This window comes from Gilvimarinus sp. F26214L (assembly GCF_054401055.1).
Window position 1 is genome coordinate 40279 of the sequence record NZ_JBTIYG010000002.1, and the last position, 20253, is coordinate 60531.

Genomic DNA, 20253 nt, shown 5'->3' on the forward strand with positions numbered 1-20253 from the left:
CAGCAGTTTTCGCTGCCATCATGGTGAAGATCGAAGGCTGCGGGACCGTCGTTTGAGAGTTCGCAAGAGCTCGCGCCCGCTTGGTGGTGGCCGTGATCCGGAGCTGGATGGTGCGCGTGTCCTTCCTCAGGCGCATGGGTGCTGCAATGACTGGCCCCCTCTGGAGTGGCGCCCTTTTCCATGGCCGCATGTGCCCCCGGGCCCAAAGAGACCAGCAGCAGCAAGGACAAGACAAGACGCGACAACAGAACCAAGGAAACTCCGACAATGTGCGAGAGGGCGTTAAGATAACGTCAGCTTGGAGCTCGGTGCAAGACGAATGTTTCCAGACCGTGTGGTGGTCGGACTATCCCATTGCGCCGGTTCCGTTTAGTCTATGAACCGCAGTAAGGCCCGGAACGCCCCGCTGTGCTTGAGCAATAGGAGATTGTGTGACCGGACAGCGCCTGCGAGAATCTTTATACGATATTGTCTTCGGTACCGAGTCGAGGGCTGGCAAGTATTTCGATGTATTTCTGATCGCCGCCATTCTGGCCAGTGTTCTGGCTGTGATGCTGGATTCTGTGGAGGCTTACCAGGAGGCCTGGGGTCCCGAGCTGCGGGCTGTCGAGTGGTTCTTTACCATCCTGTTCACCTTTGAATACGCGCTGCGCATCTGGATTTCTCCCAATCCCCTGGCCTATGTGCGCAGCTTCTACGGCATCGTCGATCTGCTGTCGATCCTCCCCAGCTACCTGGCCTTTTTGTTCCCCGGCGCCCGCTCGCTGCTGGTCATCCGTCTGTTGCGGGTGCTGCGGGTGTTTCGAATCCTGAAGCTGGTTCGATATGTGGGGGAGTCCAATATTTTGCTCCGGGCCATGATGACCTCCCGCCGCAAAGTGCTGGTGTTCTTCGCTACCGTGCTGGTAATAGCAGTCATCATCGGCTCCCTGATGTTCCTGATCGAAGGGCGGGCCCGGGGTTTCACCAGTATTCCCATGAGCATCTACTGGACGATCGTCACAATTACCACGGTGGGTTACGGGGACATCATTCCTATGACCCCGCTGGGCAAGGCTCTGGCTTCCTTCACTATGCTTCTCGGTTATTCCATCATCGCGGTGCCCACGGGCATCGTCACGGCGGAACTGGCCAACGAGATGCAGCGCGAGCGCAGCCTGAAGGTCTGCCCCAATTGCGGACAGATGGGGCATGAGCGGGATGCTCGCTATTGCCGGTTTTGTGGGGCCGAGTTCCCGGACCATTGAGTGTGAATGGGCAAACTCCGATGAGAGTCACTCGATTTCCGTCCGTTCAGCGCTTTATAATTTGACGTGGTTCACATTCCGCGGCGCGGACCACCTCCGGATCCGCCCAGAGGCTATTCTTTTCAGATCGTCCAGCGATCGGCCAAAAAGGTCGTCCGATCGGAACGAAAAAGATAAATAAACGCCGGGTTTGGCCGATAATCATCGATAAACGGTTCATCCAAAGTATCCCGCCAGGTTTGTTGGAGGATTTTCCCATTCGTTCGATACGCGAAGCCAGTTCGTGGCGCCATCTGGTCACGATTCGTAATTCGGCGTTGGTGCTTGTCAGCTCACTGTTTGCCACTGCGCTGTGGTCTGCGAAAGACCCCTCGATCGCTGCTTTTGCAACAATGCAGGAGACCCCCGAGTCCACAATCCCGGAATTCGGGGTCCAATTTGCGTCGACCAGTGTTCACCAGCACGTTCATTCCGCGTCCATCTCGCCCCTGCCCGATGGGGGGTTGATCGCCGCGTGGTTTGCGGGCTCTCGCGAAGGTGCCCACGACGTGAACATTCGCGGCTCGCGCTTCGACCCGCGGACACGGGAGTGGGGCCCGGAGTTCAGACTGATTTCGCGGGCTACGACCGAGAAGATGCTGCGGCGGGATATTCGCAAGCTGGGTAACCCGGTGATCGCCCTGGCACCGGACGATCGGCTGTGGCTTTTCTACGTTTCGGTTTCCGTGGGCGGCTGGGCCGGCAGTGCTATCAATGCCATGTATTCCGACGACGCGGGGAACACCTGGTCCACGCCCAAGCGACTGATTACCTCGCCCTTCTTCAACATCAGTACTCTGGTGCGCAATCCTCCGGTGTTTCATGAGGACGGCTCCATTGGTTTGCCCATCTATCATGAATTTCTGGGGAAGTTTGCCGAATACCTCTACCTCAGTCCCGACGGCGAGATCATCGACAAGTTTCGCATCAGCGACGGGGACGACTCCCTGCAACCCAGCGTGGTTCCCCTGGATGGGGATTCCGCTGTTGCCGTGCTTCGCAATGCGGGGCGGGCCCACGGCAAGGTGCTGACCAGTTTCAGCAACGACCGGGGGGAAACCTGGAGCGAGATGGCTCCGGCAGACGCCTGGAACCCCAATTCCGCGGTCGGGGCGGTCAACGAAGGCAACAACGACATTTTGGTCGCTCTCAATGACCTCCGGGACGGCCGCTTCCGGCTCAGCCTTTATCACACCGACTCCGAGCTGAAGAACTGGGAGCCGGTGCGGGTGCTTGACGAATCCCCAATCCCCTCGGAGTTGGTCGAGGCCGATCTGTTCCGGCAGGGCCTGGAAGCCGATTTCATGGATGTCGCCCAGGGAGATCCGGTAGAGCAGGCTCGCCTCGCCGACCTCGTGCATTATGTGGAGCAGCGGGCCTGCAATGACGAAGGCAACTGCGAGTTCAAATTCGAATATCCCACAATCATCCGTGCGCGGGACGGGTACTTCCATCTGGTTTATTCCTGGAACAATGCCCTGATCAAGCATGTTTATTTTAATAATGCCTGGCTAAAAGAGCTTCATGACTAGTTCCGTTGTCCTCACTCACCTTTCTTTTTCGCTGCTGTTCTTTCTGCTCCTGCCCACCCGGGCCTTGGCCCTGCCGTTGCGGCTGGCCATTCTCGCCGCGGTCGGTGCCCTGAGCTTTGTAACGGTCGATGGATTGACCTTGGCGGATTATGCGCGCAGTTATTTTGATGAACTGGCGATTACCACCATGCTTTGGTTCATGTGGTGCGCCCAGGCCCGGATTCGGTGCAACAGCTCCCTGTGCGTACGACACCAATTGCAGGTGGTGCTTTGCTTCGCAGGTATGGCCCTGTTCCTGTACCCGGCCACACTGGGCATGTCACAGCTTGATCCTTACCGCCTGGGTTTCTCACCGGCGGGCCTGTTTGTCGCAATGTGGATTGTCTGCGTATTCTTCTGGTGGCAACGCAACTATCTGGCCCTCTCGCTCGTGTCCCTGGCCACTGCCGCCTACCTTCTGGACGTGAAGCACTCGGATAACTACTGGGACTACCTGATCGATCCCGTACTGGGGATCTACTCGATTGCCGTCCTGCTCAATCGCGGCTCGCAATTCCTCTGGGCCCGCGTCCCGTTTCCATCACTGCGCAGCTTGCGAAAGTACGTTCCTGTCGCGGCAAAGAGCTGAGCCATCCGGGTCTAGCCAATATCGGTTGCTGAATAAAAAAAGCCGGGCGCTAGGGCCCGGCTTTTTTTGTACCGCAGGACTGCCGTCCTGTAGTCCGCGTTATTCTCCCCGCACGTTTCCATACAGCATGTAGCGAGAAGTCTCGTAGGTGCCCCGGGTCAGGTTTCGCAAGTACTCGAATGTTTCCGGGTGCTGGGCGGAAACGTCTTCGCTGGGCTCCGCGCTGTCCATTGCATGGAGGCTGGGTTCGCTGCCGTCATAGTTCATTTTCAGCAGGAAGCTTTTGGAGACCATGCCCACGATGGGGTAACTGCCTTCCAGGAGAACCACCGGCACAGCTCTGTCCCGTCCCGGTTTGTGCAACTGGAAGTCCCGCCCCATGCCGTGGTTTTCATACTCCAACCCCATGACACCCGCAACGGTGGGCAGCATGTCCACGAGACTTGTGGCTTCCTCGACCACCCGTGGTTGCAACAGGTTTGGTGCGTAGATGATGTGGGGGACGTGATTGCTCTCCAGCCACATCTGGTCGTAAATCGGCGGCATGTGAGGCAGCTGGGTGATGCGGTTATTGTGATCGCCGAAGAACACGAAGATGGTGTTGTCATGGTAGCCACTTGCCTTGGCCATCTTCATGAATTCGCCGATGTTGTAGTCCAGAAAGCGAACGGCGTTGTATTGGGCCAGGCTGCGGAACCCCCATTTTTCCACTTCGTCTTCCGACGGAAAATGCTCTTCGAAATCCCCCCGGTCTTCGGGAATCGTGAAGGGGCGATGGTTGCCCGCCGTCTGAATGTAGGCGAAGAAGGGCTTGTCCTTGGGAAGTTCACGCAGGATCTCGTCAGCTTCCCGGAACAGCTGCAAGTCCGAAATGCCCCATACGTCCACGTTGGGTCCCTTCCAGTCGCCTTCTTCCCGCAGTTCAATGCCGTCAATGCTGTTGGTGATAACGGCGCTGATATTGGCCCAACCCGCGCTGCCCCCGATGAGGTAGTGCTTGCTGTGATCCCGGAACGCGTTCATCACGGTGTGTTGACGACTGATGAGCGGGTTGCGGGACGCGGTTTCCTCGCGTGTCACATCGGGGATGCCAGTGATACTGGCCCAAACGGTTTTTGCCGTGCCGCTGACGGGAACAAAGAAGCGTTCGAAGAACCAACCCTCTCGTGCCAGACGGTCCAGGTTGGGCGTGGTGTCCAGAGGATTGCCGTAGGCCCCCACGCGGCTCGCGCCCAGGGATTCGAGCATTACGAACACCACGTTCGGTGGGCGCTGGCCCGGCTGGACCATGCTGTGAGACTGGGCACCGTGGCGACGGGTGAAGTTGAGCTCTTCACGGTTGGGCTCGGATACACCCAGATAGTCCGCCACCACTTCGTAGTGCTCGGCCACCACGTCACGGTCGTAGGGTGAGGTTTCCATGCCCGCCGTATCAAAGAGGAAGATCACCGGGTTCAGGCCGATGGCCGCGAGCTCCGCGTTACCCGAAAAGAACGCGTCACTCCAGCGCAAGGGAACGGGGTTGGACAGATTCACGCTTAACCGCCCAAGCAGACCGAAGAACACCAGAATGGTTACCGCAGTTGCCGCAAAAACCACCTGCTTGCGAGGGATCTGCACCGCGGTGGCGCCGAGACTGCGCCGCTCCAGAAACAGGAACGCCGCGAACATCAGTCCTGAAAGCGCCAGCCAGCCCAGGGTGATCCAGACCACAGGATAGCTCTGCCACAACATGCTGGTGGAGATGTCGGCGTTACCGGCAAAACGAAAGACGGTGGCGTTTAGGCGCACGCCCAGGTAATCGTAATGGCCAAAATCAAGGAAGTACAACAGCACTAACGCGAGTACCGCAGCCAGCAGGTAGCCCCGCGCCAGCAGGCGCATCCAGCCGTGGCGAACCAGATTGACAAACGGAAGGTAGGCCAGGAGCACCAGTGGCAGAGTTGCCAGGATCGCCAGACGGAGATCGAAGCGCAGTCCCACCAGGAAGGTGGACCAGAAATGGTCCGCTACGCCAAATTGGCTGGAATCAACGTCGGCAAACCCCCACACGAAAATAGCGCGGAGAAAAGCAAAGAGGAGAAAGAACAGGGCTGCACTGCCCGCCAGGTAGCGCAGTCGCCGGGATTGAAGCCAAATCATAGATAATCCGTGTTATTGCTATGGTGGTAAACGGGATAATACTAGTTCATTCGGGCCGGTGCCGTGGTGGCAATTGCACTTTGCCGCGGAAACGGGCGTTTAATGCTCAGGAAGAGAAAACACAAAGGGAGGAGACAATGAGCAGCAGGGTTCTGTCCGGCGTTACCGTGGAGTGCTGCCAGGGAGATTTCGGCCCTGCATCGGGCCGCCGGGGCCGGGCAGGCCCTCCTGACCGGTGGTCGCCCAGCCCCCACGTTATCCATTGTCTCGGTCCCGCTTACGGGGGATGAACCGGCCGCTGAATTGCTTGGCTGTTGTTATCGCAAGGCCCTGCGGCTGGCGGAACAGTATGGGATTGAATCAGTGACGGACCGGAGCTGGATTTTGCTTGTGAACGCACGGCGGCAGGTCGGTTACCCGCCCGCCTGCGGAGCGTTGACAACCGGATTTGGCGCACTACACGCGGGGTCAATGCCCAAGGTAGCAAGCGGCCTGTAAGTCCTTTGATTGTGGGTGCGAAGATGGCGGCGATCGAAGATTTCCTGGATACGGGGGACGCGCTGCTGCTGGTGGACGTCCAGAACGACTTCTGCCCGGGCGGGGCCCTGCCCATCGAACACGGCGACGAGGTGGTGCCAGTGCTGAATCGCTGGATCGAGGCGGCGCTGCGCAAGCAGGTGCCCATCTATGCGTCCCGAGATTGGCATCCGCTCCAGCATCCGAGCTTTGTGGAGCAGGGGGGCCCCTGGCCGCCGCACTGTGTTCAGGACAGCACCGGCGCTCGCTTTCACCCAGGCCTTCATCTGCCCGGCTCTGCAATCAAGGTCTCGAAGGGGACCCGCTTCGACCGGGACCAGAATTCAGCGCTCGATGAAACGGGTTTGGCCGAGCAGCTCCGCCGCAATGGAATCAGGCGCCTGTGGGTGGGTGGCCTGGCGGAAGATGTCGGCGTTCAGGCAACCGTTCTGGATGCGCGCCGCGAAGGTTTTGATGTGGTGGTGATCGAAGACGGCACCCGGCCTGTCACCGCTGCCGGCCACAAACAAGCCGCCAAAGCCATGCGCAAAGCCGGCGCCGCCTCCCGAAAAAGCCCGTCCAACAGTTGAGGCCGGGTCGCCCGGGCAATTACTCCACGGTCACCGACTTCGCCAGGTTGCGCGGCTGATCCACGTCTGTACCCTTTAGCACTGCCACATGGTACGAAAGCAACTGGAGTGGAATGGTGTAGATAATGGGCGCCAGATTGGCGGGCACGTGGGGCAAATTGATCACCGTACTGTCGGCGTCATTTTCAAAGCCCGCTTCCGTGTCTGCAAAGACAAAGAGTTTGCCGCCCCGTGCCTGAACGACCTCCAGGTTGGATTTGAGCTTTTCCAGCAGTTCATTGTTCGGCGCGACGGCGACCACGGGCATGTCCGCATCCACCAGCGCCAGCGGACCGTGCTTCAGTTCACCGGCCGGGTAGGCCTCCGCGTGAATGTAGGAGATCTCTTTCAGCTTCAGCGCACCCTCGAGCGCTATCGGGTATTCGATGCCCCGACCCAGGAAGAGCGCATGGTGCTTTTCTGCGAAGGCTTCGCTGGTTTTTTCGATTACTTTGTCCAGCGCCAGCGCCTGCTCGCAAAGTTGCGGAAGCTGGTGAAGGGCCTGCACCATCTCTGCTTCGGTTTCCGGGGTCACGCCGTGACGGCGGCCGAGAACAATGGCCAACAGCTGCAGAGCGGCAAGCTGAGTGGTAAAGGCCTTGGTGGACGCCACGCCGATCTCCGGGCCGGCCTGGGTCATGAGCACCAGGTCCGACTCGCGCACCAGTGAGCTGTTGGCCACGTTGCAGATGGCGAGGCCGGCGAGGTAGCCGGCTTTTTTCGCACCGCGCAGAGCCGCCAGTGTGTCGGCCGTTTCACCGGATTGGGAGATGGTGACGAACAGGCAGTTTTTGGGCACCACAGTGCGGCGGTAGCGAAACTCGCTGGCCACTTCCACGGAACAGGGCAGGCCGCCCCAGTCCTCCAGCCAGTACTTGGCCACCAGCCCCGCGTGGTAGCTGGTGCCGCAAGCCACGATCTGGACGTTCTCTACCTGTTCGAAAATCTCCCGGGCATTGGTGCCAAAGGCCTCTTCAAGCACTCTGTTTTTGCCGATGCGGCCGGTCAGGGTGTTCTTGATGACGTCCGGCTGCTCGTAGATCTCCTTGAGCATGTAGTGACGGAAGCGTCCGCGGTCGGCGGATTCGACACCGTCGGTGAGCTGAACAACCGGGCGACGCACTTCGTGCTTGTCGGCGTCGAAGATCCTGTAGCTGTCGCGGCTGATTTCCGCTGTGTCACCTTCCTCGAGAAAAACAAACCGGTCGGTGACCTGACGGAGGGCCAACTGGTCCGAGGCTATGAAGTTTTCCTCGATGCCCACACCGATTACGAGAGGGCTGCCGCTGCGCGCGACCACGATCCGATCCGGTTCATCCGCGTGGACCACCGCGAGGCCGTACGCGCCTTCGCATTGGTCGGTCGTGCGCTGCACAGCGCTGAGGAGATCTTCCCCCTGCTCAAGGTAGTCGTGAATCAGGTGGGCGATGACTTCGGTGTCGGTGTCGGATAGAAACTCCACCCCTTTGTCCAGCAAACCGCTGCGCAATTCGGCGAAGTTCTCGATGATGCCGTTATGGACCAGTGCCACCTTCTGATTGCGCGAGTAATGGGGATGGGCATTCGCTTCACTGGGCTGCCCATGAGTGGCCCAGCGGGTATGGGCAATCCCCACACCGCCTTTGATTGGCGCCTCGTGCAGTCTCGCCTCCAAACTGGCCACCTTGCCTGCCGCTTTGCGGATCTGCATCTGGCGATCCTTGTCGACCACCGCAACACCCGCGGAGTCGTAGCCCCGGTATTCCAGGCGCTTCAGGCCCTCCACAAGGATGGCGGTAATGTTTCGTTGCGCAGCCGCACCAACGATTCCACACATAGGTTGATTCTCCAGATTATCCGAGCATCAGATAGTTGCGGTGATGACTTCCACGCCCTGTCGTTCGATCTGCTCCCGGTGCTCCGGGGCGATGCGATTGTCGGTCACCAACGTCTTGACGGTGGACCAGGGCAATTCCAGGTTGTGAATCTTCCGGCCTATTTTTTCCGATTCCGCCAGGACAATGACTTCCCGGCTCACTTCTGCCATGACCCGGCTCAGGCTGTACAGTTCATTGAAAGTTGTGGTGCCGCGATCCAGGTCCAGCCCATCGGCGCCGATAAAAAACTGGTCGAAGTTGTAGGAGCGTAGCATCTGCTCCGCCAACTGCCCCTGGAACCCTTCGGATCTGGGGTCCCAGGTGCCCCCGGTCATGAGGATCGTCGGCTCGTTCTCCAGCTCCCGCAGCGCGTTGGCGATGCTGATGGAGTTGGTCATGACCACCAGGCCCTGCTTGTGGGACAACTCCGGGAGCAGGGCCGCCGTGGTGGTGCTTCCGCTGTCGAGAATGATCCGGTTGTGGTCGAGGATCAGATCCGCGGCGCGGCTGGCAATGGCCTGTTTGCGCTGGGAGACCTGACTTTCTGCCGGGTCCGCGATCATCTCTTGCGGTAGCGGGACTGCGCCCCCGTAACGCCTCAACAACAACCCGTTCGCTTCGAGAGCCGCCAGGTCCTTGCGAATGGTCACTTCCGAGGTGACGAACTGGTCCGCCAGGGCCTCGACGCTTACCTCGCCCTCGCCAGCCAGACGCTCCAGTATGGCTCGCCGGCGTTGTTGGGTGTTTCGCTTGGTCATTTTTAGCTTTCGTTTGTTCCTGGTAAGTTTCGAAACGAAAGATATTGTAGTCAACCGAAAGGTAATTGCAACGAAGGGAAGCGGAGATCCGGTGGGCAGGGCACGGGCCGGGAGAGAAATCGGCCCGGGTTATTGTCTAGATTCTAGCGCTTTTTCGGTCGCTCCCAGCCTTCGATGTTGCGCTGTCGGCCACGGGCCACCGAAAGTTGCTCGTCAGGCACGTCGTTGGAAATGGTGGAGCCGGCACCGATGGTCGCGCCCCGTCCCACCTTTACGGGAGCGACCAAAGCGGTATTCGAGCCAATGAACGCGTCGTCACCGATCTCTGTAAGGCTTTTGTTCACCCCGTCGTAGTTGCAGGTGATGGTGCCCGCACCCACGTTTACCTTTTTTCCGATTTTTGCGTCACCGATGTAGCTCAGGTGATTGACCTTGCTGCCCTCGCCGAGGAGGGCCTTTTTGATCTCCACAAAGTTACCCACCTTGGCACCGTTCCTGAGTTCGGCGCCGGGGCGGAGGCGGGCAAAGGGGCCGGCTTCACAGGACTCGCCCAGTTGCGCATCCTCCACAATGGTGTTCGCCTTGATCACGCTGTTGTCGCCGATGCGGGCGTTCCTGAGGCAGCAGTTCGGTCCGATCCGCACGTTGTTCCCCAGTTCAACGGTGCCTTCCAGCACACAATTCACGTCGATCACTACATCCTCGCCGAAGCTGAGGGCACCGCGACAGTCGAAGCGGGCGGGATCCATGAGGGAAAGACCATCCGCCATGAATTGGCGCGCCTGCTCCTGCTGGAAGATGCGTTCCAGCTCCGCCTGTTGCGCGCGATTGTTGATCCCCAGAACCTCCCATTCCTTTTCGGGCTGTTCGGTGTTTACACGAACCCCGTCGCGGCTGGCCAGGGCGATGATGTCGGTCAGGTAGTACTCACCTTGGGCGTTGTCGTTGGACAATTCAGGCAGCCAGCGCTGCAGGTGGGCGCCGCGGACCGCCAGAATCCCGGTGTTCACCTCATTGATGCTTTTCTGTTCGGTGCTGGCATCTTTTTGCTCCACGATGGCGACCACCCGCCCCTGTTCGTCGCGGACGATGCGGCCGTAGCCTGCCGGGTCCTCCAGGTGCAAGGTGAGCAAGCCGAGTGAGTCTTCGCTTACACAGCGGGTCAGGCGCTGGATGGTCGCTGCACGAGTCAGCGGGACATCACCGTAAAGGATCAACACAGTGTCTTCCGCCTGCACGTAGGGCAGGGCCTGCTGCACCGCGTGGCCCGTGCCAAGCTGCTCGGCCTGGAGAACGAAGCGCACCTCGGGCGCAGTCAGAGCGGCTTCGATCTGCTCGGCGCCATGGCCAATGATGGTGTTGATCGGCGGCCTGATCTCGAGTTGCCGGGCCGTATCCAGCACGTGCTGGAGGAGGGGGCGCCCGCCCACCGGGTGGAGCACTTTGGGCAGACGGGATTTCATGCGGGTGCCTTTACCCGCAGCGAGTACGACAACGTTCAACATAGGCTTCTCGCATCCATGGGTTGTAACTGTCCGGGGTACGGTTGGACAATTGGATCAGGCTGAGTATCCCGCAGCCGTGCTGCTTGGGCGCAGAGCGGGTCCCGGCTCACAAACAAAAAAGGAGTAGCCGATGCTACCCCTTTTGATCGAGAAATACCGCCCGCGGCCGGAAGCTCCGCGCCGGTCAAGGCACAGCCCGACCGGCGTTGGCTTATTTGCGCGTCTTGCGGCGAATGGCCTGCAATGTGCGAAGCTGAGCGGCCGCTTCAGCCAACTGTGCCGCTGCGCGGGAATAATCGAATTCCCCGCTTTGCTCATGCAGGGCGTGTTCGGCCTGCTTCTTGGCTTCCAGCGCCGCAGCTTCGTCCATATCTCCCGCGCGCAACGCGGTGTCGGCGAGAATGGATACGACGTGAGGCTGTACTTCCAGATGGCCGCCGGACAGGTAGTAGATTTCTTCTTCACCTGAGTCTTTGACAAGCCGAACCGGACCGGGATGCAGTGCAGTCAGGAGGGGGGCATGGCCATAAGTGATACCCAGGTCCCCCTCGGTTCCCGTGGCGACAACCAGCCTGACCAGACCGGAAAAGAGTTCCTCTTCTGCACTGACGATGTCACAGTGAATTGTCATTGCCATCTTTTAACTCTCGTGGATGGAAATTCTGAACAAAAGTCGCCCGCGGGCTTACTTCTTCATCTTCTTGGCATTTTCGACGGCTTCTTCGATGGTGCCTACCATGTAGAAGGCCTGCTCGGGCAGGTCGTCGTAATCGCCATTCAGAATGCCCTGGAATCCGGCAATGGTGTCTTTCAGGGACACGTACTTACCGGGCGCGCCGGTGAAAACTTCCGCCACGGTGAAGGGCTGGGACAGGAAGCGTTCGATCTTGCGCGCGCGGTAGACCGTCTGCTTGTCTTCCTCGGACAGTTCGTCCATACCAAGGATGGCAATGATGTCCTTCAGTTCCTTGTAGCGCTGGAGTACGGACTGCACTCCACGAGCCACCTGGTAGTGTTCCTGACCGATGATCAGCGGGTCCAGCTGGCGCGAGGTGGAATCCAGGGGGTCCACCGCCGGGTAAATACCTTTCGCGGCAATGTCCCGGCTCAATACAACGGTGGAGTCCAGGTGCGCGAAGGTGGTGGCGGGAGAGGGGTCCGTCAAGTCATCCGCGGGTACGTATACCGCCTGTACGGAGGTGATGGAGCCTGTCTTGGTGGAGGTGATACGCTCCTGCAGTGCACCCATTTCTTCCGCCAGAGTCGGTTGATAGCCTACCGCTGAGGGCATACGGCCGAGCAGTGCGGATACTTCGGTACCGGCGAGGGTGTAACGATAGATGTTGTCGATAAACAACAGTACGTCACGACCTTCGTCACGGAACTTTTCCGCCATGGTCAGGCCGGTCAGGGCCACGCGCAGACGGTTACCGGGTGGCTCGTTCATCTGGCCGTAAACCATCGCCACTTTCGACTGGCTGAAATCTTCAACGTTTACAACGTTGGCTTCCTGCATCTCGTAGTAGAAGTCGTTACCTTCACGAGTCCGCTCACCCACCCCGGCGAACACGGACAGACCACTGTGCTCGGTGGCGATGTTGTTGATCAGCTCCATCATGTTGACCGTCTTGCCCACACCGGCGCCGCCGAACAGGCCGACTTTACCGCCTTTCGCAAAGGGGCAGACCAGGTCGATAACCTTGATGCCGGTCTCGAGCAGTTCTTCTGACGCGGCCAGTTCGTCGTAGGCGGGTGCCTTGCGGTGAATGGAAGCGCGCTCTTTCTCGTTGATAGGGCCACATTCGTCGATGGGATCGCCCAGCACGTTCATGATCCGGCCGAGGGTTTCGATGCCCACGGGAACCTGAATCGGTGCCTTGGTGTTTTCCACTTCCAGCCCGCGGCGCAGACCTTCGGAAGAACCCATGGCGATCGCTCGCACAACGCCATCACCCAACTGCTGCTGAACTTCCAGAGTAAGGCCTGCTTCGGTCACTTTCAGTGCGTCGTAAACCTGGGGTACAGCGTCGCGAGGGAATTCGACGTCAATAACCGCACCGATAATCTGTACGATACGTCCGCTACTCATTTCGGGTTCCTCTTAAACTTTCAATTTGAATTCTGTATTGGCAACCGGTGTGGCGCGCCGGAAACTGGCAGTCGATCAGGAAATAGCTGCAGCGCCGCCGACGATTTCGGACAGCTCCTGGGTGATCGAGGCCTGGCGAGCCTTGTTGTACACCAACTGCAGCTCGTCGATCAGTTCGCCCGCGTTGTCAGTCGCGTTCTTCATGGCGATCATTCGTGCAGCCTGTTCGCAGGCCTTGTTCTCCACCACGCCCTGGTAGACCTGGGACTCGATGTAGCGGGTCAGGAGGCCTTCAAGCAACTCGCCGGCTTCGTCCGGCTCGTAAATGTAATCCCAGGTGTGTTGCAGATGCTCGTCTTCGACCGGCAGGAGAGGAAGCAGCTGGCGAACTTCCGGAACCTGGGTCATGGTGTTCACAAAGTCGTTGCTGACCAGGTAGACCTTGTCGATCCGTCCTTCCGAGAAGGCATCCAGCATGACCTTCACGCTGCCGATAAGGTCTGCGGCCCGGGGTTCGTCACCAACGTCCTTCATGACAGCGGTCATGTTGCCACCGTAGCTATTGAAGAAGCTCACCGCCTTGTTGCCAATGGCGCAGATTTCGGACTCCACACCGCGCTCGTGCCAGCCGCGCATATCCTGAACCACGCGCTTGAACAGGTTGATGTTCAGGCCGCCGCAAAGCCCCCGATCGGTGGAAACAATGATGTATCCAACGCGGGAGATGTTGTCCCGCTCCATCAGGTAGGTGTGCTGGTATTCCGAACTGGCGTTGGCAATGTGGCCCACCACGGCGCGAATCCGCGTCGCGTAAGGCTTGCCCCGCGCCATGTGCTCCTGGGCCTTGCGCATTTTGCTGGCAGCCACCATTTCCATCGCACTGGTAATCTTCTGCGTGGATTTGATGCTGCCAATCTGGGTACGGATTTCTTTACCGCCTGCCATACTCTTTACACTCTTAACCTATTTGTGAACGAGGTTGGGGCTTACCAGGTTTGAGTCGCTACAAACTTTTCCAGTGCGGCCTTGAAGCTGCTCACGATCTCGTCGCTGTACTTGCCGCTCTCGTTCACCTTCGCCATGAGATCAGCGTGTTCGCTGTTCATGTAGGAGAGCAGGGAGGCTTCGAAGTCGCGCACCTTATTGACGGGCACTTCCTTTAGGTAGCCTTCGTTGGCTGCGTAAACGACGATCGCCATTTCAGCCACGGACATGGGGCTGTACTGGCCCTGCTTCATGAGCTCGGTGATTCGCTCACCGTGATCCAGCTGGGCCTTGGTGGCTTCGTCCAGATCCGAGGCAAACTGGGAGAATGCCGCCAGTTCGCGGTACTGGGCCAGAGCGGTACGAATACCCCCGGACAGCTTTTTGATAATGGAAGTCTGTGCGGCGCCACCCACTCGGGATACGGAGATACCCGCGTTCATGGCCGGACGGATACCGGCGTTGAACATGTCCGATTCCAGGAAGATCTGGCCGTCGGTAATGGAGATCACGTTGGTGGGTACGAAGGCCGAAACGTCACCCGCCTGGGTTTCGATCAGGGGCAGAGCGGTTAGGGAGCCGGTCTGACCTTTTACCTCGCCGTCGGTGAACTTCTCGACATACTCGGCATTGACGCGAGCTGCGCGCTCGAGCAGACGGGAATGCAGATAGAAGATGTCACCGGGATAGGCTTCACGGCCGGGAGGACGACGGAGCAGCAGTGAGATCTGACGATAAGCCCAGGCCTGCTTGGTCAGGTCATCGTAGATGATCAGGGCGTCTTCACCGCGGTCGCGGTAGTACTCACCCATGGAACAGCCGGCGAAGGGCGCCAGGAACTGCATGGATGCGGCGTCAGAAGCTGTGGCAGCGACGACGGTGGTGTGAGCCATCGCGCCATGCTCTTCCAGCTTGCGCACTACGGATGCCACGGACGACGCTTTCTGGCCGATGGCTACGTAGATACACTTAATGCCGGAGTTCTTCTGGTTGATGATGGCGTCCACAGCAATCGCGGTCTTACCGATCTGGCGGTCACCAATGATCAGCTCGCGCTGGCCACGGCCGATGGGAACCATGGTGTCCACCGCTTTCAGGCCGATCTGTACCGGCTGATCAACGGATTGGCGGGCAATTACGCCTGGGGCCACCTTTTCAACCGGGTCGGTCAGTTTGGCATTGATCGGGCCTTTGCCATCGATCGGATTACCGAGAGCGTCCACCACGCGGCCCAGCAGTTCCGGCCCAACGGGCACTTCCAGAATCCGGCCGGTGCATCGGGCGACCTGGCCCTCCGCCAGGGAGGCTGCGTCACCGAGGACCACCGCACCGACGGAGTCGCGCTCCAGGTTCAGTGCCATGCCGAACACACCGCCTTCGAATTCGATCATCTCACCGTACATGGCGTCAGCGAGCCCATGAATACGGATAATGCCGTCCGATACGGACACGATGGTCCCTTCGTTGCGGGCTTCGGTGCTTACGTCGAGACTATCGATGCGCTTCTTGATAATTTCGCTAATTTCTGAAGGATTCAGCTGCTGCATGCTTTGGTCCTCAATCCCAAAATATCTGTTCGTTGCAGTGTATTTTTACACGTTCATCGTTTCGGCAAGTTTTGCCAGGCGACCGCGTACCGAGCCGTCGATGGTCAGATCGCCGGCGCGCACCAGCACTCCGCCGATCAGGGTATCGTCAACGACGGTTTGCAGATTCACTTCCCGCTGAAGCTTCGCTTTCAGTGAGTTCAGCAGCTTGTTCTGCTGTTCCTCGGTCATTTCGAAGGCGGTAGCCACTTCCACATCGATGGTCTTTTCGTGATTGGCTTTCAACAACTCGAACAAAACCCGAACCTGTGGCAACAGCTCGAGGCGGTCGTTGACAGCGAGGTAGCGGACAAAGTTTGCGGATTTTTCGTCGAGCGAATCGCCGCAAAGCTCCACCAGGCGCTGACCCTTCTGCTCTGCCGTGAGATTCGGAGAATCCAGCAGTTTGATTACGGTCGGTTGCTGCACAACCGCCGAGACCGTCGCCAACATGCTGGACCAGCGATCCAGCGCGTTGGTATCACGCGCAAATTCGAAAGCCGCTTTGGCGTACGGACGGGCTAGTGTGGTGAGTTCGGCCATGTTGATTCCGGGCTAGTTCGGGTTGAAAAGGTGGCTGCTGCTCAGAGCTGCGCCGCCAGGTCGTCCACCAGTTTGCCGTGGGCTTTGGGATCCACAGAGGACTGCAGAATCTTCTCGGCTCCGGCAATGGCCAGAGTCGCCACCCTCGATCGCAGCTCTTCACGGGCGCGATTGAGCTGTTGCTCGATCTCGGCCTGAGCGGCGGCTTTCTGCCGGTCGGCTTCGGCAATTGCTTTTTCCTTGGCTTCCTCAACAATCTGCTGAGCACGCTTGTTCGCCTGCTCAACGATTTTTGCGGACTCCTCTTTGGCTTCGCGCAGCCGCTCAGCAACCTTGTGCTGAGCGAGTTCGAGATCTTTCTCGGCGCGCTCCGCAGCCAACAGGCCGTCGGCTATTTTCTTTTCGCGTTCTGCCAGGGCCGAAACAATGAACGGCCAGATGAACTTCATGCAAAACAGCACAAAGAAAATAAAGGCAATGGACTGTCCGATTAAGGTCAAGTTGATGTTCACGCCGTAAAACCCCTGTTTTGGATAAGTCGATTAAGCCTCAGGCTAATCTCGATTGCGCGATGCAGGGCTGCTTAAGCACCCAGGCCCGGCACGATCACGAACAGGATGTACATGCCGATACCAACACCAATCATGGGAACGGCGTCGAGCAGACCGGCGATCAGGAACATTTTGCCTTGCAGTTGCGGCGCTTGCTCAGGCTGACGTGCAGAACCTTCCAGCAGCTTGCCACCCAGCAGGGCGAATCCAATCGCGGTACCCAGAGCACCCAGACCAATCAACAGTGCAACAGAGATAAGAGCTAAACCCATGGTGTTTCTCCTCGGTGTTAAAACAAAAAATAAACTTGAAACAAATTAGTGATTAATGTGCGAACTGGTCTTCTTCTTCCACTTCATGGGCCATCGCCATGTAGACAATCGTCAGAACCATGAAGACGAAGGCCTGCAAGGTGATGATCAGAATATGGAAGACAGCCCAACCCCACTGCAGGACGCCGCCAAAGATACCGATGATCAGACCGGCTGCGTACATTGTGGCAATCAGAACGAAGATCATCTCCCCGGCGTAGAGGTTGCCGAACAGTCGCAAACCCAGGGAGATCGGTCGTGCAATCAGGGAAACCGACTCAAGAGCGAAATTGATCGGAATCAGTAGGATATTCACGTACCACTTGTCAGTGTGGAAAGGGTGCAGGGTCAGTTCCTTGACGAAACCCATGAAGCCTTTCTTGACGATACTGTAGCCGATCATCAGGAAGAACACAGTAAAGCCCATGGAAAGCGTGATGTTCGGATCGGTGGTGGGCACGATCTTGAAGTAGAAGTGGGAGTCGCCCGCGATCCACATGGCCAGTGACGGGATCCAGTCGACGGGGATGAGGTCCATCAGGTTCATGAGGAAGATCCACACGAAGATGGTCAGCGCCATGGGCGCGATCATGGGGCTCTTGTGCCGGAAACCGTCTTTGACGGTTTTGTCGATGAACTCGATAATCATCTCGATGGCACTGAGAAAGCGGCTCGGAATGCCACTAGTGGCCTTGCGGGCCGCCCAGCCAAACAGGGCAATAAAGACCAGGCCGAGACCGATGGACCAGAGCATGGAATCCAGATGGATCGCATAGAAGCCCATCGCGCTCATTTCCTCGGAGCAATGGGCAACGGTCCAGCCGGTGGTTTCGCGGACACTGGTTCCGTCACAATAGGTACCGGCCGGCAACTTGCCATAGGTCCAGTTGGTGAGGTGGTGCTGAATGTATTCGGTCGTGGTGGGAGCGTACTCTTCCGCCGCCATGCTCGTCTCTCAAGTCTCAGATGTGTTAATGCTGCCGCTGGTCGAGGGCGCGTGCCGTCACCAGCAAGGAAGCAATTTGTCCGCAGACAAAGGCCAAAAAGAAAACCGGAAGGTTTATCCTGCCGACCTGTTTAAACACCACGGCAAACAAAACCGCGGTCAACAAGAATTTGATTGCCTCCGCGCGATAGACGCTGCGGATCATGGCTGCCGACCGGCGCGCACCACCGTAGGCCCGGAAGCTGTACCAGGCGAAGCAGGCACTGGGCAGAAGACTCACCGAGACGCCCCAGAGCAGGGACAGGCCGATTCTGGCCTCGACCAGCATGACGATGCCGGCCAACAGGGCCAGTGCGGTCCAGAGCCATAGCAGTCGCGATAATACTGGAGGCCGATCTATGATCGTCGGGCTTGATTTCGGGGTCAAAAATTCGATTCAGGTTGCACCGGATGGCCCTCGCGCGGATCTGCAGCAGGGCCGAGCCAATCGAGCCGCCGCATTATAGGGAGAATGCATCAGAGCTTCAACCAAAAGCGGTCAATTTGTGCACGTGAAGCAGGTCCGCTTTTGCGCTTGAGCCACATCCAGGATTTTGGCCGCTCACTTGATGTGCGCGAGGATTCCATCCAGCTCATCCAGGCTGTTGTAGCGCAGCACCAGCTTGCCCCGGCCCTTGGCGTTGTGCTGAAGACTGACCGGAACCCCGATCTGCTCGGAGAGGCTTTCCTCCAGTTTGCGAATGTCCGGGTCCACCTTTTCGGCCGGCACGGCTTTGGTGGTCTGCTGCTGGTAGCGGCGCACCAGAGCCTCGGTCTGGCGAACGGACAGGTCCTTGGCCACCACCTGACGGGCCAGTTCCCGTTGCTCGGCCTCTTCCAGGGAAAGGAGCGCGCGGGCATGACCCATTTCGAGGTCGCCGTGCTCGAGCAACTTTTTGACCTCATCGGCCAGGTTGATCAGTCGCAGCAGGTTTGTCACTGTAGTGCGTGATTTCCCCACCGCAGCCGCCACTTCCTGGTGGGTGAGCTCGAACTCATCCTGCAAGCGCTTGAGGGCAAAGGCCTCCTCGATGGGGTTCAGGTCTTCCCGCTGGATGTTCTCGATAAGGGCCATGGCGATGGCAGCCTCATCGGACACGTCCTTGATGACTGCCGGAATTCGCTCCAGCCCCGCCAGTTGAGCCGCCCGCCAGCGGCGCTCCCCAGCGATGATCTCGTAACGTTCACCGGAAATGGGGCGCAGCACGATGGGCTGCATCACGCCCTGGGCCTTGATGGATTCCGCCAGCTCCTCCAGGGCCTCGGGCTGAATATCCCGGCGGGGCTGGTACTTGCCGCGCTGGATCAGATCCAGCGGCACGTGGCTGAGCTCCCGTTCGCCGCCGCTGGTCTGGCTCCCGGCGTTCTCCGAAGCCGGAGTGATGGACACTGCCTCTGGCTGGTTATCGATCCCTCCGAGCAGGGCATCGAGTCCCTTTCCCAAACCTTTTCGTTTCATGGCGCTTTTCCGGTGTGATTATCTGACGTGCTTGCCTGGCCAGCCTCAGCTGGGCCCGGATTCTACCGCAACGCGGGCTCCCTTTTCCGCCAATTCATTGCGACGGATGATTTCGCCCGCCAGGGTCAGATAGGCGAGGGCACCCTTGGACTGCTTGTCATAAACCAGTGCGGGCATGCCGTAGCTGGGAGCCTCTGCCAGGCGCACGTTGCGGGGGATGCAGGTTCGGTACAGGCGCGAGCCGAAATGCTCGGTAAGCTGGGCGGATACGTCCGCGGTCAGGCTGTTGCGGGGGTCGTACATGGTGCGCAGCAGCCCTTCGATTTCCAGTTTGGGGTTAAGCACCTGCTTGATCTGGTTGATAGTACCTACCAGAGCGGAAAGCCCCTCCAGCGCGTAGTACTCGCACTGCATGGGGATGAGCACACCGTCGCAGGCGGTGAGCGCGTTGACGGTCAGCATGTTCAGGGACGGCGGACAATCGATCAGGACGTAATCGTAATTCTCGCGAATTGGCTGCAGCACCTGGAACAGGCGTCGCTCCTTGTTCGGCAGGGAGAGCATCTCCACCTCGGCAGCGGTCAGATCCCCATTGGAAGGCAGAATGTCAAAACCACCCGCCTCTACCGCAACCACCACCTGATCCGCAGGCTTGTAGCTGGTGAGGCAGTCGTAAACCGAGTGATCCAGGGAGTTCTTATCCACACCGCTCCCCATGGTGGCGTTACCCTGGGGATCCATGTCCACCAGAAGGACTTTTTTTCGAGTCGCCACCAGCGAGGCTGCCAGGTTGACGCAGGTGGTGGTTTTGCCAACGCCACCTTTCTGGTTGGTCACCGCGTAGACTTTGCATTTGCTTGCCGGAGGCTGTGTGTGCTGTTCCAAGAGAATGA

General features: G+C 58.8%; 19 protein-coding genes. 4 read left to right on the forward strand and 15 right to left on the reverse strand.

What is annotated here, in order from left to right; all coding sequences use genetic code 11:
• The first annotated feature begins 431 nt into the window (after positions 1-431).
• The 3 genes from ACURWW_RS02420 to ACURWW_RS02430 all read left to right on the forward strand — a co-directional run bounded on the left by ACURWW_RS02420 (position 432) and on the right by ACURWW_RS02430 (position 3446).
• A complete protein-coding gene (locus tag ACURWW_RS02420) occupies positions 432-1247 on the forward strand; it encodes an ion transporter (protein ID WP_445615427.1) in 816 nt (271 codons plus the stop codon).
• Between the two features lie 392 nt (positions 1248-1639).
• On the forward strand, positions 1640-2818 hold the full coding sequence (locus ACURWW_RS02425; protein WP_445615428.1) for a sialidase family protein: 1179 nt from the start codon (positions 1640-1642) through the stop codon (positions 2816-2818).
• Positions 2811-3446: a hypothetical protein gene (locus tag ACURWW_RS02430; protein ID WP_445615429.1), complete on the forward strand. Its 636-nt coding sequence runs from the start codon at positions 2811-2813 to the stop codon at positions 3444-3446. Before ACURWW_RS02425 ends, ACURWW_RS02430 begins: the two co-directional genes overlap by 8 nt.
• 99 nt (positions 3447-3545) lie before the next feature.
• Here the strand turns inward: ACURWW_RS02430 and ACURWW_RS02435 are convergent, their stop codons facing one another.
• Complete coding sequence (locus tag ACURWW_RS02435; protein ID WP_445615430.1) at positions 3546-5588, reverse strand: LTA synthase family protein; 2043 nt, start codon at positions 5586-5588, stop codon at positions 3546-3548.
• A 521-nt stretch (positions 5589-6109) separates the two neighbouring features.
• Here ACURWW_RS02435 and ACURWW_RS02440 point away from each other — a divergent pair.
• Positions 6110-6694, forward strand: coding sequence for an isochorismatase family protein (locus tag ACURWW_RS02440; RefSeq protein ID WP_445615431.1), 585 nt, complete (start codon positions 6110-6112; stop codon positions 6692-6694).
• A 19-nt stretch (positions 6695-6713) separates the two neighbouring features.
• Here the strand turns inward: ACURWW_RS02440 and glmS are convergent, their stop codons facing one another.
• The 14 genes from glmS to ACURWW_RS02510 form a co-directional block, all read right to left on the reverse strand.
• Positions 6714-8549: a glutamine--fructose-6-phosphate transaminase (isomerizing) gene (gene glmS / locus ACURWW_RS02445; protein ID WP_445615432.1), complete on the reverse strand. Its 1836-nt coding sequence runs from the start codon at positions 8547-8549 to the stop codon at positions 6714-6716.
• A 27-nt stretch (positions 8550-8576) separates the two neighbouring features.
• Complete coding sequence (locus tag ACURWW_RS02450; RefSeq protein WP_445615433.1) at positions 8577-9347, reverse strand: DeoR/GlpR family DNA-binding transcription regulator; 771 nt, start codon at positions 9345-9347, stop codon at positions 8577-8579.
• A gap of 143 nt (positions 9348-9490) precedes the next feature.
• Entirely contained in the window at positions 9491-10852 is a 1362-nt protein-coding gene (glmU, locus tag ACURWW_RS02455; protein WP_445615434.1) for a bifunctional UDP-N-acetylglucosamine diphosphorylase/glucosamine-1-phosphate N-acetyltransferase GlmU, read from the reverse strand.
• Positions 10853-11063: 211 nt separating this feature from the next.
• Positions 11064-11489, reverse strand: coding sequence for a F0F1 ATP synthase subunit epsilon (locus ACURWW_RS02460; protein WP_445615435.1), 426 nt, complete (start codon positions 11487-11489; stop codon positions 11064-11066).
• Positions 11490-11537: 48 nt separating this feature from the next.
• Positions 11538-12941 carry a F0F1 ATP synthase subunit beta gene (atpD, locus tag ACURWW_RS02465; RefSeq protein WP_445615436.1) on the reverse strand — a complete coding sequence of 468 codons (1404 nt, stop codon included), beginning with the start codon at positions 12939-12941 and terminating at the stop codon, positions 11538-11540.
• Positions 12942-13016: 75 nt separating this feature from the next.
• Positions 13017-13886: a F0F1 ATP synthase subunit gamma gene (atpG, locus tag ACURWW_RS02470; RefSeq protein ID WP_445615437.1), complete on the reverse strand. Its 870-nt coding sequence runs from the start codon at positions 13884-13886 to the stop codon at positions 13017-13019.
• A 41-nt stretch (positions 13887-13927) separates the two neighbouring features.
• Positions 13928-15472: a F0F1 ATP synthase subunit alpha gene (atpA, locus tag ACURWW_RS02475; protein ID WP_445615438.1), complete on the reverse strand. Its 1545-nt coding sequence runs from the start codon at positions 15470-15472 to the stop codon at positions 13928-13930.
• A gap of 45 nt (positions 15473-15517) precedes the next feature.
• Complete coding sequence (locus ACURWW_RS02480; RefSeq protein ID WP_445615439.1) at positions 15518-16054, reverse strand: F0F1 ATP synthase subunit delta; 537 nt, start codon at positions 16052-16054, stop codon at positions 15518-15520.
• A 41-nt stretch (positions 16055-16095) separates the two neighbouring features.
• Positions 16096-16566, reverse strand: a complete 471-nt coding sequence (locus ACURWW_RS02485; protein WP_445615440.1) for a F0F1 ATP synthase subunit B — start codon at positions 16564-16566, stop codon at positions 16096-16098.
• Between the two features lie 71 nt (positions 16567-16637).
• Positions 16638-16877, reverse strand: coding sequence for a F0F1 ATP synthase subunit C (gene atpE / locus ACURWW_RS02490; RefSeq protein WP_445615441.1), 240 nt, complete (start codon positions 16875-16877; stop codon positions 16638-16640).
• 52 nt (positions 16878-16929) lie between these two features.
• On the reverse strand, positions 16930-17862 hold the full coding sequence (gene atpB, locus ACURWW_RS02495; RefSeq protein WP_445615442.1) for a F0F1 ATP synthase subunit A: 933 nt from the start codon (positions 17860-17862) through the stop codon (positions 16930-16932).
• 25 nt (positions 17863-17887) lie between these two features.
• Positions 17888-18289 (reverse strand): ATP synthase subunit I, encoded by a 402-nt coding sequence (locus ACURWW_RS02500; protein ID WP_445615443.1) that lies wholly within the window; start codon positions 18287-18289, stop codon positions 17888-17890.
• Between the two features lie 174 nt (positions 18290-18463).
• The gene (locus ACURWW_RS02505; RefSeq protein WP_445615444.1) at positions 18464-19360 is read right to left on the reverse strand and encodes a ParB/RepB/Spo0J family partition protein; all 897 of its coding nucleotides are present in this window, start codon (positions 19358-19360) and stop codon (positions 18464-18466) included.
• A gap of 45 nt (positions 19361-19405) precedes the next feature.
• On the reverse strand, positions 19406-20197 hold the full coding sequence (locus ACURWW_RS02510; protein ID WP_445615445.1) for a ParA family protein: 792 nt from the start codon (positions 20195-20197) through the stop codon (positions 19406-19408).
• Positions 20198-20253: the final 56 nt, after the last annotated feature.